This is a genomic window from Kitasatospora sp. NPDC054939 (genome assembly GCF_053610105.1).
This window is the reverse complement of sequence record NZ_JBSGXP010000102.1, coordinates 18,664-32,414: the sequence shown is the minus strand read 5'-3', so window position 1 is coordinate 32,414 and position 13,751 is coordinate 18,664. Positions and strand designations below refer to the sequence as shown.

Sequence of the window (13,751 nt, the reverse complement as noted above, 5' to 3'; positions counted from 1 at the left end):
GGCCACCGGCCGCGGGTAGCCGACGGCGGGTAGCCGACCGCGCTCGGCACGATTTGGTGGAGGGGGTGGGGGGTGGGCCCTACGGGAACCGCGGAAGTCGGCCACCGCCGCGCAAGCGAAGCCGAGCCCCCTCAGAGCCGCGGCGGCCCTCCGCAACCGGCGACCCGCCCCGACCGCGGCTCAGTCCCCGACCGAACAGTCCCCGGCCGAACAGTCCCCGACCGACCAGGCGTCGTCAGGCCCGTCGAGCCCGTCAGGCCCATCAGACCCGGCAGGCCCGTAAGGCCCGTAAGGCCCGTCGGCCGACGCGATCTCGATCCCGTCCAGGCGCTCAGGCTCCGCGACCACCTCGATCGCGGTGATCAGGCCGTCCCCGATCTCGAAGGACAGCACCAGGACCGCCCGGCCGCGCGGGGCCATGACCAGCCCGACCGTGCCGTCGAGCAGCGCGGCGCCGGTGACCCGGGCCCGCGCCATCGCGGCCATCGCGCCCGAGGCGACCGGCTGCGCCCCGCGGACCAGGATCGGCTCCGGCGTGGGGATGACCATGCGGTCGGCCCGCAGCACCACGTCGGGGTGGAGCAGGGTGACGAGGGCATCGAAGTCCCCGCCCCGGGTGGCCGCGAGGAAGGCGTCGACGATGCGGCGCTGCCGGGCATGGTCGGTGCCGGCGGCCGGGGTGCCACCCCTGACCCGGCGGCGGGCGCGGCTGGCGAGCTGGCGGGTGGCCTCGGGGGTGCGCTCGATCATCGGGGCGATCTCGTCGAACGGCACGGCGAACATGTCGTGCAGGACGAAGGCGACCCGCTCGGCAGGTGCCAGCCGGTCGAGCACCACGAGCAGCGCGACCCCGACGGAGTCGGCGAGCAGCGCCTCCTCCTCCGGGTCGACGGCGGGGGCCGGTTCGGCGAGCCGACCGGGTTCGGCCTCGGCCGACGTCCCGTAGGACTCCTCGCGGCGGGTGCGGCGGGTGCGAAGCATGTTGAGGCAGACCCGCCCCACCACGGTGGTCAGCCAGCCGCCGAGGTTCTGCACCGCGGCGAGGTCGGCGCCGCAGGCGCGCAGCCAGGCCTCCTGCAGGGCGTCGTCCGCCTCGCTGAGCGAGCCGAGCATCCGGTAGGCGACCGCCCGCAGGTGGCTCCGGTCCTGCTCGAACCGCTCGGCGAGGGCTGTCTGCCCGTCGGTCCGCTCCATCATCGTTCCTCCCCGCTCGACCACGCTGCCCGCCCGCACCCCGCACCCGGCACCCGCACTCCGCACACCGGACTCCGGACTCCGCCCCCGCCCCCGAACCACCCGGCCCAGTCCGGCTCAGGCGTCCAGCAACTCCACGTCCAGGGCGGCCAGTCGGGCCGGGTCGCCGATCACCTCGATGCCGACGACCACGCCGTCCGTGACGGTGAAGCGCAGGGCGCCGCGCACCTGTCCGCCCGGGACGAACGCCGCACCGACGAAGCCGTCCAGCAGGGCGAGGCGGGCGTCCTGGGCCTTGCCGAGGAAGGCGTTGAGCACGGACCGGCTGCCGCGCAGTTCGGTGGCGCCGTCCAGCAGCGGGACGAGCCGGTCGGCGTGCAGGACGACCTCGGGGTCGAGCAGGGCGAGCAGCGCGTCGAAGTCCCCGCCGCGGGCGGCGGCGAGGAAGGCGTCGACGACCTGCCGCCGCCGTGAGCGGTCGGCCTCCGGGGCCGGGTCGACGGGCCTGCCCTGCACCCGGCGCCGTCCCCGGCTCGCCAACTGCCGGGTGGCGGCGGGGGTGCGGTCCAGGACGGTGGCGACGTCCTCGAACGGCACCGCGAACAGGTCGTGCAGCACGAACGCGACCCGTTCGGCGGGCGCGAGGGTGTCGAGCACCACCAGCAGGGCGTGTCCGACCGACTCGGCCTGCAGGGCTTCCTGCTCGGGGTCGGCGGGGCGGACGGTGGCGGGGGTGTCGGTCCGGGGCTCGCTCTCCTGGACGTCGACGAGGTCCTCCCGGCGGGAGGTGCGCGAGCGGAGCATGTCCAGGCAGATCCGGCCGACGACGGTGGTCAGCCAGCCGCCCAGGTTGCCGACCTCGCCGAGGTCGCTGCGGCCGGCCCGCAACCAGGTCTCCTGGACGGCGTCGTCGGCCTCGTTGAGCGAGCCGAGCATCCGGTAGGCGACGGCGCGCAGATGGCCGCGGTGCTCCTCGAAGCGTTCGGCGAGTGCGGCGAGTTCGGCCGGCGTGGCAACCCTCTCCACCCGATCCCCCGGAGCATCCGCCGCGTCCACCCCGTCCACCTTGCCGTCCACCCCGCCGTCCGGAGCGTCCATCCCGTCCACCTGTCACGTCCCCCCGGCTGTGCCCCGCCGGTCGGGCGGCGGAGATCGCCACGATCCTACGAGACGTCAGATGGCGTGCCACCGACGGGCGGGGCCGCGGACGGTCGGCCAGGAGTCGAGCCGGGAGTCCGGCCGCCCCGGCGGCTCAGGCGGTGCCGGCCAGGAAGCCGGTGAGCAGCGCGTTCACCGCCTCGGGGCGTTCGAGGCCGGGCAGGTGGCCGGCCCAGGGCAGGTGGAGGCGGCGGGCGTCGGGGATGTGCGCGGCGAGGTGGTCGGCGATGGCGCGGAAGTCGTCGAAGTCGTGGTCGCCGGAGACCAGCAGGGTGGGTGCGGCGATGGCGGCGAGGTCGTACTCGGCGGTGAGCGGCTCGTGCTCCTCCTCGACGGCCAGTTGGACGTCGAAGGCGCGCCGCTGCATGGTGTGCACCTTGTCGCGGACGGTGTCGTCGGCGTCGGGGCCGAGCCAGGTCTCGACGTTGAGCCGGGTCGCGCCGTCCACGTCGCCGGCTTCGAGCAGTTCGTCCTCCCGCGCGCCGAACGCCCGGAGGCTGGCGCCGGCCTCGTGGCCGCGGCGGGCGGTGCAGAGCAGGGCGAGGGCGGTCACCCGGTGCGGCCAGCGGGCGGCGACCTCCAGGGCGACCCGGCCGCCGCCGGAGGAGCCGACCAGCGCGGCCTGGTCGATGCCGAGCCGGTCGAGGAGTGCGACGACGTCCTCGGCGTCGTTGTGGCGGCAGTCGGGTGCGGGGGTCTCGCCGTAGCCGCGGAGGTCGCAGCGGACGACGCGGTGTCCGGCGGCGGTCAGGGCGGGCAGTTGGGGGTCCCACATCCGCCGGTCGCAGACCGTGGAGTGCAGCAGGAGCACGGCCGGCCCGCTTCCGGCGATGTCATGAGAAAGGATCATCGCGCCACCGTACGCAGCTCCACCACCGGCGTACATCCCGATTTCCTGGGCTCACCGACCGCGGCGGCACGGGTGTCCGCACCGGTCTCCGGGAGCGCCGCGCCGGACTCCGGGAGCGCCGCGGCACTCACCGGGAGCGCCGCGGCAGCTACCGGCGCCGGGCGGCCGCGGCGCTGCGTACGGGGCAGGAGCAGGCAGGTGGCGGCTGCGGCGAGCGCGAGCGCGATGATCACGGGGGCGGCCCCGGCGCCGCCGAGGTGCTGGGCGAGCCCGCCGCCCAGCGCGGCCCCGCCGAGGCTGCCGAGGGCGCCCGCCGCGCCGATCAGCCCGAGTGCGAGTCCGGTACGGCCTGCGGGTGCGGCGGCGACGGCCTGCTCGTCGAGGGCCGGGCCGATCAGCATTTCGGCCAGGGTGATCGGCAGGACGAAGAGCAGCAGCGACCACATCCCGGCCTGCGGGAGCAGGGTGGCGTACGCGCAGCCGAAGGCCAGGAAGCCGGTGAGCAGGAGGCCGCGCGGTCCGGCCCGGCGGAGGACCCGCGCCAACAGGACGTACTGCAGCAGGACGACGAGTGCGCCGTTGAGGGCGAAGACGACGGAGATCGCGGTGGTGCTGCCGGTGAGTTCGGTGGCGGTGAGCGGGAGCAGCACGTTCAGCTGGCTGTAGAGGGCCCAGTAGGCGAGGGCGAGGAGTCCGAGGGGCAGCCACTGCCGCAGCGCGAACCCGGCGGCACATCCCGCTTCCGCACCCATGCCCCCGCCCCCGCCCGCACCCATCCCCGCTTCCGCACCCACGCCTGTTCCGGTACCCGCACCCGCCCGGTGGGGGCGTCGCCCGGTCCGCGGGACGGGCCGCAGCGCGAGGCGCAGGCCGAGCACCAGGTGGGAGAGCACGCACGCCGCGAGGACGGTCCGGAAGCCCAGCGGGTACGCGGCGGCGCCCAGGGCGGGTCCGGCGACGACGCCGAGGTTGACGAAGGTGGAGCGGAGCGCGAGCATCGCCCGCCGGTCCGCTCCGGCCTCCTCGATCAGCAGGGTCTTGACGGACAGGCCGAGCAGGGAGCCGCCGACACCGATGAGGACCAGGCCGGCGACCGTGGCGGCCTGTCCGGTGGCGCTGCCGAGGCCGAGCAGTGGGTAGCCGGTGATCCTCAGCGCGAAGCCGGCGAGCATGACGGGCCGGGCACCGAGGCGGTCGGTGAGCGGTCCGCTGATCAGCGCGAATCCCTGGCTGCAGAAGGCGAGCAGGCCGACCAGGAGCCCGGCCCGCCCAGCGGGGATGCCCCGGGCGGTGAGTTCGACGGCGAGGAGCGGCAGGAACATGAACGTCGTCGTGCCGGTGAGCAGCACCACGAGGAGCAGGGTGCGGCCGACCGGGGAGGTCCGGCGCCAGGTCTCCATGACGGCCCTCGCATAACTGGTTAAGGCAGCTTTGACAGTCACCGACCCTAGAACGCGGGTTGGTGACTGGTCAATAGCTGTTGAGCAGTTACGGATGCCGAACGGCGTCGGTGGTGGCGGCGCCCTGCCGGGCCCGGTGCGCGGCGGTCTTCACCCGGTTCTGGCAGGCCGTCGAGCAGAAGCGGCGGGTCCCGTTGCGCGACACGTCGACGTAGACCCGGTCGCAGCCGGGGGCCGAGCAGACGCCGAGCCGGTGGGCGTGGTCGCTGCCGAGCGCGGTGGCGAGCGCCGCGACGCCCTGGGCCGCGGCGTCGGCCCCCGGGTCGCCCTGCCACGCACCCCCCGCACCCGCCTCGCCGCCACCCGCCGCACCCGCACCCACAGCCACACCCACCCCCGCATCCGCAGCCCGCACCGCCCCCACCGCCCCCACCGCACTGCGGTAGTACACGTGCCACGGCTCGCCCCCGCTCCGGAGCAGGTACGGGGTCGGGCGCAGGTCGTCGAGCAGCGCGTTGACGGCCTCCGCCGCGCCGTCGGGGTCACCGGCTCCGAGGCGGGCGAAGACGGCGTGCAGCCGCGGGGCGTACGAGGCGAACCGTGCGGCCTGTGCGGCGTCCAGCGGCCGTTGGTGGCGGTTGCCGCCGATCAGGGCCGCACTGACGGCCGCGGCGAGGTCGTCGCCGAGCGGCGGGCGGTACTCCCGGCTCTGCCGCATCCCCGGCGCCGCCACGTTGACCAGGTCCGCCAGCGCGAGCAGCGTCTCGTCGCCGTGGCCTCCGAAGCCGACCTGACCGGCCATCGGCCGCCTCCCTCTCCTCGTCACAACAGAGCACCGAGCACCGAGCACCGCGCACCGGCCCGACCGACCGGCCATCACGACCGCCCGCCCGCCCCGCCACCGACCATCACGACCGCCCGACCGCCCCGCCCCCGACCATCACAGCCACCACGACCGGCACGCCCACCACGACCGCCGAAACCGTCACCACCGTGGACGCACATGACGGTAACAGCAGCGACCCGGCGCCGACCGCGCGAAATGCGACCGGGGCTCCGCCGGGGACCGGGCACAATGGCCTTGGCGCAATGACCGCCGTCCGTCTGGTTGGGAGGCCCTGGTGAGCGATCTTCCGCGTAAGGCAGTGACCCGAACGGCGCGGCTGGCCGCTCTACCCCTGGGGATCGCCGGCCGGGCCACGCTGGGGTTGGGGCGGCGGATCGGCGGGCGATCGGCGGAGGTCGTGACGGCCGAGCTGCAGCAGGCGACGGCCGATCAGCTGTTCAAGGTGCTCGGCGAGCTCAAGGGCGGGGCGATGAAGTTCGGGCAGGTGCTGTCCGTCTTCGAGGCCGCGCTGCCCGAGGAGGTCGCGGGCCCGTACCGGGCGGCGCTGACCAAGCTGCAGGACGCCGCGCCGCCGATGCCCGCCGCCAAGGTCCACGCGGCGATGGAGCAGCGGCTCGGCAAGGACTGGCGGAGGCTGTTCCGCAGCTTCGACGACCGGCCGGCCGCCGCCGCGTCGATCGGCCAGGTGCACCGGGCGGTGTGGCACGACGGCCGCGAGGTCGCGGTCAAGGTGCAGTACCCGGGGGCCGGTGACGCGCTGCTGGCGGACCTGTCGCAGCTCAGCCGGGTGGCCTGGCTGCTGGGCCCGCTGATCCCGGGGCTGGACATCAAGCCGCTGATCGCCGAGCTGCGCGAGCGGGTCGCCGAGGAGCTGGACTACGAGTTGGAGGCGCAGGCGCAGCGCCGCCACGCGGAGGAGTTCGCGGGCGATCCGGACATCGTGGTGCCCGGGGTGGTGGCGCAGGCGGACCAGGTGCTGGTGACCGAGTGGATGGCCGGCACCCCGCTGGCCGAGGTGATCGTCGGCGGGACGCAGGAGGAGCGGGACCGGGCGGGTCAGCTGCTGGCGCGGTTCCTGTTCGCGGGGCCGTCGCGGACCGGTCTGCTGCACGCCGATCCGCATCCGGGTAACTTCCGGCTGCTGAAGGACGACGGCCCGGCCGCGGGCTGGCGTCTCGGCGTGCTGGACTTCGGGACGGTCGACCGGCTGCCAGAGGGGCTGCCCGCCCCGATCGGGCACTCGCTGCGGATGGCGCTGGCGGGTGACGCGGCGGGTGTGCTGGAGATGCTCCGCGAGGAGGGTTTCGTGAAGCCCTCGATCGATCTGGACCCGGACGCGGTGCTCGACTACCTGCGGCCGATCATCGAACCGGCGGCGGTGGACTCCTTCCACTTCACCCGGGCGTGGATGCGGGCGCAGGCGGCCCGGATCGCCGATCCCCGTTCGCCCGCGTACGACCTGGGCAAGCAGCTGAACCTGCCGCCGGCGTACCTGCTGATCCACCGGGTGACGCTGAGCACGATCGGGGTGCTCTGCCAGCTGGGCGCCCAGGCGCCGTTCCGGGCGGAGATGCTGGACTGGCTGCCGGGCTTCGACCCGGTCGACGAGGACGCCCCCAGCCCGGCCGCCCCGTAGCCGGCAACCCCCACCCCCGTAGCCCCGTAGCCCGGCGGCCCCCACCCCCCGGTAGCCGGCAATCCCCACCCCCCGCAACCCCACAACCCCACAACGGCCGCAGGCCGCTCCCCGCGAACGGGGGGCGGCCTGCGGCACGACGGGGGTGGCGCCGCGAGCGGCGCGGGGTGGCGGCGACGGCCGCCGGCGGCGTCACATCAGCGCGACGGCCAGGGCCCTGCGGGCACGCATGGAGGCCCGCTCCGCCCGGCGGCGGAGTCGGTCGGCGCGGACCAGGCGGGTGACGAGCCGTTGGTGCTCGGCCTCCTGCAGGCGGTCTTGCATATGCGCACGGGCCAGGGATTCGTGGAGGAGTTGCATTTCGAGAGTCCTGTTCTGGATCTGGAGTTCGTTGGTCTGCTCGGCGCGGACGGTCGGATCGATGGCGGCGGCGGTCATGTGGTGGTCCTGCTCGTGGTGCGTCGTCGGGAAGGGGGCGGTCCGGGAGGCCAGGGCTGCGTCTGCCTTGGCGGCGGCGAGGCGCACGGAGCGGCGCAGGGCGGTGTCCGGCGGGGGCTGCTCTCCCCGGCGAACGGCCTCGGCTCCGAGCGGCGCGGAGATCACGCGACGACCTCGGTCTTGCGCGGACGGCCACGGGGACGCTTGCGGGCCACGACGACGCCCTGGACGAAGAGCTCGCCACCCCAGACGCCCCACGGCTCGCGCCGCTCCAGGGCGCCGGTGAGACACGCGTCCTTGACCGGGCAGGTGCCGCAGAGGGACTTCGCGTACTCGACGTCCGCGGGCGTCTCGGCGAAGAAGACCTCGGGGTCGAAGGCGCGGCACGGGATGGGAAGGCCCAGCTCCTCGGCGGCGTCGATCGAGGTGAGCTGCATGGGATTAACCTCCGGGGGGTCGGCCTGGTCGGCCTTGGTGTTCTGGCTCGTCTGCGGTACGGACGGGGTGGGCGGCGTGATGACCGTGGACACTGTGGGCGTCTTCCTCGTCTTCTCAGTGGGTCCGGCCCAGTGGACTGGTGGTGCTGGGCCGGAGGCCCCGGGGGGCCTGGGTCGGTCTTTCTCGTACCGGACAAAACAGAAGGGCCGCGGATCCCGGTTGACGGGTTCCGCGGCCCTGGAGGCCAGACCTGAGGGTTCCTCAGGTTTGTTCTCTCCAGGGTTCCGGGCCGCGGAAGGCCCTCATCCGGATGGCCGTGGCGCCCATAAAGGCGGCCATGGCCTGGTTGATCTGCTGCTCGTTCTGCTTCTGGGCTCCGGCACCGATGACCTGGGCATAGCCGCCATGCTCAGCGGCTGCCACTCCTGCCTTCGGTGCCTGGGTCGGTCGCTCGTCGCGCAGGGAGCGCGAAGCGGCCAGGGAGGACCAGTTACGGGACAGACCGGTCTCGACACGGGTGCCGTCGGTACCGCCGGCAAGATCCGCGAGGCAGACGACAGTGTCGCCAGGAACACTGACAACACGGCCACTGCCGACGGGAGCGGCGGCGACACCGGTGGCGTCGAGACCCAGACCGGTTCCGCTCAGCACGGCGAGGGCCCGCAGGCGGGCGGCACGCACGGAGGCAGCGTCGACGGTCTGGCCAGTCATTTTGGTGATCATGTTGGTTTCCACTGTCTTCGCCTCCTCTCGGCGTCTCGCAGAGCCTGGTCTCCCTGGCTCCGAACTGTTCGGATGTCTGTCTCGGTCAAGCTGGTGAAGCAGGCAAAACTGTGTGGGTGCAGGGCTTCACGGCACAGGCGTCACCCCGTGCGACCGCGTCCCCTTGACCGCTCCGGCAGGCTATTGCGCTCCCGGTACGGCGCGCAAACTATTTTTCCGGCGAGTTCCGCCACAGGATCCAGGACGGGTCCGGGGCGGCTTCCACGACCGCTTGCGCGGCGGGGTCCGAGGCGCTCTCTCGAACGCTGCGCCGACGACCGGCCCTGCTCAGGCCGGTTCACCCGGCTCGTCGTCCACGACGTCGGCCGAGCCGTCGTCGGGCTCTTCCCCCGCACACAACGAGAGCACGGCGGCCCCGTACTTGTCCAGTTTCATGGCGCCCACGCCCGAGATCCCGGCCAGCTCCTGCCGACTGGCGGGCACGTCCTCGGCGATCGCCATCAGGGTGGCGTCGGTGAAGACCACGTAGGCGGGCGCGCCCTGCTCCTTGGCCTGCCGGGCGCGCCAGGCGCGCAGCCGCTCGTACAGGCCCTCGTCCATGGTGGACGGGCAGCTCTCGCAGCGGCGGAGCTTGCGCTCGACGGCCTCGGTGAGGACGCGGTCGCAGACCCGGCACTTGACCGGTCCGCGGACCCGGCGGCCGGCGGCGCGCTCGCCCGGCTCGACGCCCCCGCGGCCGCCCCGGAAGCCGGAGTGCGCTCCGGGCGCTCCGGAGTTCGGCCGCAGGCCGTCCAGGAAGCGGGTGGGGCGGCGGCCGGCCCGGCCGCCCGGGGAGCGGGAGAGCGCCCAGGACAGCGAGAGGTGCTTGCGGGCGCGGGTGACGCCCACGTAGAGCAGCCGGCGCTCCTCCTCGACCTGCTCGTCCGTCCTGGCGTAGATGATCGGCAGGGTGCCCTCGGTGAGGCCGACCAGGAAGACGGCGTCCCACTCCAGGCCCTTGGCGGCGTGCAGCGAGGCCAGCGTGACGCCCTCGACGGCGGGGGCGTGCTGGGCGGCGGCGCGGGCGTCGAGCTCGGCGACGTACGCGGCCAGGTCGACCGGCTGCCCGGCGGCGGTGCCGGCGCCCTCGAACTCCTCGGCGAGGCGGACCAGCGCGGCCAGCGACTCCCAGCGCTCCCGGACGGCGCCGGATCCGGCCGGCGGCTCGGCGGTGAAGCCGCGGGTGGCGAGCACCGCGCGGACCTGGTCGGCGAGGCCGGGGGTGCCGTCGGTGAGCGGGTCGGAGCCGGCCCGGGCGGCGCCGCGCAGCAGGACGCCGGCGTCGCGCACCTCGGGCCGCTCGAAGAACCGCTCGGCGCCCTTGAGCTGGTAGGACACGCCGAGGTCGGCGAGCGCCTGCTCGTAGACCTCGGACTGGCTGTTGGTGCGGAACAGCACGGCGATCTCGCTGGCCCGCACCCCGGCCCCGAGCAGGTCGCGGACCTTGCGCGCGGTGGTCTCGGCCTCGGTGGGCTCGTCCTCGTACTCGGCGTAGACGGGCTCGGGGCCGGCCTCGCGCTGGGAGACGAGTTCGAGCCGGTGCCGGGCGGCCTGGCCGCGGGCCTGGGCGAGCAGCCCGTTGGCGAGGTGGACGACCTGCGGGGTGGAGCGGTAGTCGCGGACCAGCTTCACCACGGTGGCGTCGGGGTGCTTGGTCCGGAAGTTCAGCAGGTAGTCGGGGGTGGCGCCGGTGAAGGAGTAGATGGTCTGGCTGGCGTCGCCGACGACGCAGAGGCTGGTCCCGGCGCCGGGGCCGGTCCACTGGTCGAGCAGCCGCTGCTGCAGCGGGGAGACGTCCTGGTACTCGTCGACGGTGAAGTGCCGGTACTGGGTGCGGACCTGGTCGGCGATCTCCGGCCGGTCCTCCAGGATGGCGGCGGTGAGCAGCAGCACATCCTCGAAGTCGATGACGCCGCGGTCGCGCTTGGTCTCCTCGTAGACCCGGTAGACGCGGGCGATCTCGGCCGGGTCGCGGGGGGCCTCCCGGCCGGTCTTCACCACGGCGGCCGGGTAGTCCTCGGGGGTGATCTGGGTGACCTTGCACCACTCGACCTCGGCGGTGAGGTCGCGCAGCTCGGTGCGCTGGACCCGCAGTCCGCAGCGGCCGGCCGCCTCGGCGACCAGCTGGACCTTGCGTTCGAGCAGCCGGGGGACGGCGCCGCCGACGGCCCGCGGCCAGAAGTACTGGAGCTGGCGCAGGGCGGCGGAGTGGAAGGTGCGGGCCTGGACGCCGTCGGCGCCGAGCTGGCGCAGCCGCCCGCGCATCTCTCCGGCGGCGCGGGCGGTGAAGGTGACGGCGAGGACCTGCTGGGGCTGGTAGGCGCCGCTGCGCACGCCGTAGGCGATGCGGTGGGTGATGGCCCGCGTCTTGCCGGTGCCGGCTCCGGCCAGGACGCAGACGGGGCCGTGCAGGGCGGTGGCGACGGCGCGCTGCTCGGGGTCGAGCCCGGCGAGCACGGCGTCGGGGCCGGCGCCGCCCGCCCGGGGGTCGTCGGACGGGCTGCCGTTCCAGAGGTCTTCCTGCATGCGTTCCATCCTCTCAGCCCGGTGGGACAACCGGGGCGGGGTTGTCCACAGGGCCGGTGTGATCGGAGGATCATCCCGGCACGGAATGACCGGCGCACCGCCCGCGTTCTCCCGTGCGACCGTTCGCCCCACCCGCCCGAAGGAGCCTCCTCGATGTCCGGCAGCGTCACGATGTACAGCACGACCTGGTGCGGCTACTGCAACCGGCTCAAGAGCCAGCTCGACCGCGAGGGCATCGGCTACACCGAGATCAACATCGAGGAGGACCCGGCGTCGGCGTCCTTCGTCGAGTCGGTGAACGGCGGCAACCAGACCGTTCCGACGGTCCTGGTGCAGCCGGCCGGCGGCGGCGAGCGGATCGTGATGACCAACCCGAGCCTGCTGCAGGTGAAGAAGGCGCTGGCGGCCTGAGGCCGCGTCCACCGGTGCGCCCCGGCCCCGCGCAGGCGGGTGCCGGGGCGCCGGTCACGGCGTCTCGGCCGGTGCGGGTGCGTCGACCGGGCCGCCGGGGGCCGGCAGGGTGGTGCGCGCGCCCAGGTCGCCGACCCCGTAGACGAGTCGGCTGCGGTCGGCGGAGTAGCGGGTCTCGATGACCCGGACGGGCCCGCGCCGGTCGTAGGTGACCCGGGTCTGCACCATCAGCGGCACCCCGGGGCCGCCCTGGAACCACTGCGCCTCCTCGGGGCCGGGCATCCGGGCGACCAGGTGGTCGACCGCGCCGACCTCGGTGCGTCCGAGCGCGGCGAGCACGGCCTCGTCGCCGCCGTCGATCTGGTCGGGTTCCATCAGCGGGGTGCCGGCGGCCAGGCCGGCCCGGTAGTGGCTCTCCTCGATGGAGTAGGGCTCGCGGTCCAGCAGCCGCAGCTGCCGGCGGACCACGATGGCCTCGCCGGGGCGCAGTCCGAGCCGTTCGGCGATGTCCACCCGGGCCCGGACGATCATCATCTCGAAGTCGACGGTGAGCTCCCGCCCGGCGTCGGCCGCCTCGCCGCTGTAGACCGCGGCGGGCACGGCGAGGCAGTCGCGGGCGCCGGGGCCGGCCGCGGGGCCGTAGGCGCGGTGGTCGAGCACGGGGTGCTCTCTGAGGTAGGTGCCCTTGCCCTGGAGCCGGACCAGCCGGCCCTCGTTGACCAGTACGTCGACCGCGAGCCGGACGGTGTTGCGGGCGACCCCGTACTGCCGCTCCAGTTCGCTCTCGACCGGGAGGGCGGCGTCCGCGGTGAACTCGCCCTCGCTGATCCGGCGGCGCAGGTCGGCCGCGAGGCGCTGGTATTTGGGGGATTGGGCGGTGCCCCGTGGGATTGTCACCCGAGTGAATGTAGCGAGCGCGATGACGCGGTTTCAGCCGTTTGCGGCAATGTCGACGGAGAACGCCGTTCGCACCTTTCGGCGGGCCCGCTACGGCCCGGTGGAAGGCCCCTCCGACCACGAACTCCGGGCGTGAATGCAAAAGCGGGGGCGCACGACCTCGGGTCGCACGCCCCCGCTTCGGGTGAGCCGCCGGGGATTACCAGCGGGCCGCCGCCGGCAGCGGCTCGCCGTACCAGAGTTCGACCAGATGGCGGGCGATGGAAATGCCGGACGGCGGCAGGATCTCGCCGGCCTCCATTCCCGCCTTCAGCTCCGCGCGGGAGAACCAGCGCGCCTCGGCCAGCTCCTCCCCGTCCACCGTGATCGCGGTGCCGTCCGGGGCGGCCTTCCCGATGAAGCCCAGCATCAGGCTGGACGGGAACGGCCACGGCTGGCTCGCCACGTAGGAGACCTCGGCGACCCGCACGCCCGCCTCCTCCAGCACCTCGCGGGCCACCGCCTGCTCGATGGACTCGCCCGGCTCCACGAAGCCCGCCAGGGTCGACCAGCGGCCCTCCGGCCAGAGCGCCTGGCGGCCCAGCAGGCAGCGGTCCTGCTCGTCGGTGATCACCATGATCACCGCCGCGTCGGTGCGCGGGTAGTGCTCGGCGGCGCAGGAGGTGCAGCGCCGCAGGTGCCCGGCCCCGGCCTTCTCGGTCGGGTGGCCGCAGCGCGAGCAGAAGCTGTGCAGCCGGTGCCAGTGCTCCAGGGCGACCGCGTGCACCAGCAGTCCGGCGTCGCGGTCCGAGAGCAGGCCGCCGACCTCGCGCAGTCCGGCCGGACGGGCGTCGCCGTCCAGCCGGCCGGGCAGGCTCTCGCCGGCCATGGCGAAGTAGGAGACGCCGTCCTCGTCGGTGCCGAGGAAGTAGCGGTCCCCGGTCTGCGGCGCCTCGAAGGAGGGCAGCAGCACCAGTTCGGTGCCCTTCCCGGTGTCCACCACGAACACCTCGCCGCCAGCGATCGGCAGCACCTTGGTGGTCGGGTGGCTCCAGGCGGCGGCCAGCCAGGGCTCGTCGAGCCGGCGGTGCGCCGCCCGGTCGACGCCGGCCCGGGCCAGCGCCAGGTGCAGCGGGCTTTCGGTCTCAGGCACGGTGCTCACTTCGTTCCATCCCCAGGTGATGAGTCGTCCGACGGTTCTGCGGGCCCGCTCGG

General features: G+C 74.3%; 13 protein-coding genes. 2 read left to right on the top strand and 11 right to left on the bottom strand.

What is annotated here, in order from left to right; all coding sequences use genetic code 11:
- Positions 1-180: 180 nt before the first annotated feature.
- From ACWGB8_RS25880 to ACWGB8_RS25860, 5 genes are all read right to left on the bottom strand, one after another.
- Positions 181-1,197: a sigma-70 family RNA polymerase sigma factor gene (locus tag ACWGB8_RS25880; RefSeq protein WP_452215989.1), complete on the bottom strand. Its 1,017-nt coding sequence runs from the start codon at positions 1,195-1,197 to the stop codon at positions 181-183.
- 114 nt (positions 1,198-1,311) lie between these two features.
- Positions 1,312-2,292, bottom strand: a complete 981-nt coding sequence (locus tag ACWGB8_RS25875) for a sigma-70 family RNA polymerase sigma factor (RefSeq protein ID WP_452215988.1) — start codon at positions 2,290-2,292, stop codon at positions 1,312-1,314.
- Positions 2,293-2,446: 154 nt separating this feature from the next.
- A complete protein-coding gene (locus ACWGB8_RS25870; protein ID WP_452215987.1) occupies positions 2,447-3,202 on the bottom strand; it encodes an alpha/beta fold hydrolase in 756 nt (251 codons plus the stop codon).
- Positions 3,199-4,602 carry an MFS transporter gene (locus tag ACWGB8_RS25865; protein WP_452215986.1) on the bottom strand — a complete coding sequence of 468 codons (1,404 nt, stop codon included), beginning with the start codon at positions 4,600-4,602 and terminating at the stop codon, positions 3,199-3,201. Before ACWGB8_RS25865 ends, ACWGB8_RS25870 begins: the two co-directional genes overlap by 4 nt.
- 88 nt (positions 4,603-4,690) lie before the next feature.
- The gene (locus ACWGB8_RS25860; protein ID WP_452215985.1) at positions 4,691-5,404 is read right to left on the bottom strand and encodes a CGNR zinc finger domain-containing protein; all 714 of its coding nucleotides are present in this window, start codon (positions 5,402-5,404) and stop codon (positions 4,691-4,693) included.
- A gap of 319 nt (positions 5,405-5,723) precedes the next feature.
- Between ACWGB8_RS25860 and ACWGB8_RS25855 the strand changes: the two genes are divergently transcribed.
- Positions 5,724-7,085, top strand: a complete 1,362-nt coding sequence (locus ACWGB8_RS25855) for an ABC1 kinase family protein (RefSeq protein WP_452215984.1) — start codon at positions 5,724-5,726, stop codon at positions 7,083-7,085.
- Between the two features lie 192 nt (positions 7,086-7,277).
- Here the strand turns inward: ACWGB8_RS25855 and ACWGB8_RS25850 are convergent, their stop codons facing one another.
- From ACWGB8_RS25850 to ACWGB8_RS25835, 4 genes are all read right to left on the bottom strand, one after another.
- Complete coding sequence (locus ACWGB8_RS25850) at positions 7,278-7,523, bottom strand: hypothetical protein (protein WP_452215990.1); 246 nt, start codon at positions 7,521-7,523, stop codon at positions 7,278-7,280.
- A 161-nt stretch (positions 7,524-7,684) separates the two neighbouring features.
- Positions 7,685-8,053: a WhiB family transcriptional regulator gene (locus ACWGB8_RS25845; RefSeq protein ID WP_452215983.1), complete on the bottom strand. Its 369-nt coding sequence runs from the start codon at positions 8,051-8,053 to the stop codon at positions 7,685-7,687.
- 169 nt (positions 8,054-8,222) lie between these two features.
- Positions 8,223-8,696 carry a hypothetical protein gene (locus tag ACWGB8_RS25840; RefSeq protein ID WP_452215982.1) on the bottom strand — a complete coding sequence of 158 codons (474 nt, stop codon included), beginning with the start codon at positions 8,694-8,696 and terminating at the stop codon, positions 8,223-8,225.
- Positions 8,697-9,011: 315 nt separating this feature from the next.
- On the bottom strand, positions 9,012-11,258 hold the full coding sequence (locus tag ACWGB8_RS25835) for an ATP-dependent DNA helicase UvrD2 (protein ID WP_452215981.1): 2,247 nt from the start codon (positions 11,256-11,258) through the stop codon (positions 9,012-9,014).
- A 144-nt stretch (positions 11,259-11,402) separates the two neighbouring features.
- On the opposite strand from ACWGB8_RS25835, the gene ACWGB8_RS25830 reads away from it, so the two are divergent.
- Positions 11,403-11,660 (top strand): mycoredoxin, encoded by a 258-nt coding sequence (locus ACWGB8_RS25830; RefSeq protein ID WP_452215980.1) that lies wholly within the window; start codon positions 11,403-11,405, stop codon positions 11,658-11,660.
- Between the two features lie 54 nt (positions 11,661-11,714).
- Here the strand turns inward: ACWGB8_RS25830 and ACWGB8_RS25825 are convergent, their stop codons facing one another.
- Together ACWGB8_RS25825 and nudC are read right to left on the bottom strand one after the other, a co-directional pair.
- The gene (locus ACWGB8_RS25825; protein WP_452215979.1) at positions 11,715-12,557 is read right to left on the bottom strand and encodes a GntR family transcriptional regulator; all 843 of its coding nucleotides are present in this window, start codon (positions 12,555-12,557) and stop codon (positions 11,715-11,717) included.
- Positions 12,558-12,756: 199 nt separating this feature from the next.
- Complete coding sequence (gene nudC / locus ACWGB8_RS25820) at positions 12,757-13,689, bottom strand: NAD(+) diphosphatase (RefSeq protein WP_452215978.1); 933 nt, start codon at positions 13,687-13,689, stop codon at positions 12,757-12,759.
- Positions 13,690-13,751: the final 62 nt, after the last annotated feature.

Bases quoted from the DNA above. Each gene is read 5' to 3' on its own strand.
- ACWGB8_RS25880 (WP_452215989.1), bottom strand. From the start codon at position 1,197: ATGATGGAGCGGACCGACGGGCAGACAGCCCTCGCCGAGCGGTTCGAG.
- ACWGB8_RS25875 (WP_452215988.1), bottom strand. From the start codon at position 2,292: ATGGACGCTCCGGACGGCGGGGTGGACGGCAAGGTGGACGGGGTGGAC.
- ACWGB8_RS25870 (WP_452215987.1), bottom strand. From the start codon at position 3,202: ATGATCCTTTCTCATGACATCGCCGGAAGCGGGCCGGCCGTGCTCCTG.
- ACWGB8_RS25865 (WP_452215986.1), bottom strand. From the start codon at position 4,602: ATGGAGACCTGGCGCCGGACCTCCCCGGTCGGCCGCACCCTGCTCCTC.
- ACWGB8_RS25860 (WP_452215985.1), bottom strand. From the start codon at position 5,404: ATGGCCGGTCAGGTCGGCTTCGGAGGCCACGGCGACGAGACGCTGCTC.
- ACWGB8_RS25850 (WP_452215990.1), bottom strand. From the start codon at position 7,523: ATGACCGCCGCCGCCATCGATCCGACCGTCCGCGCCGAGCAGACCAAC.
- ACWGB8_RS25835 (WP_452215981.1), bottom strand. From the start codon at position 11,258: ATGGAACGCATGCAGGAAGACCTCTGGAACGGCAGCCCGTCCGACGAC.
- ACWGB8_RS25830 (WP_452215980.1), top strand. From the start codon at position 11,403: ATGTCCGGCAGCGTCACGATGTACAGCACGACCTGGTGCGGCTACTGC.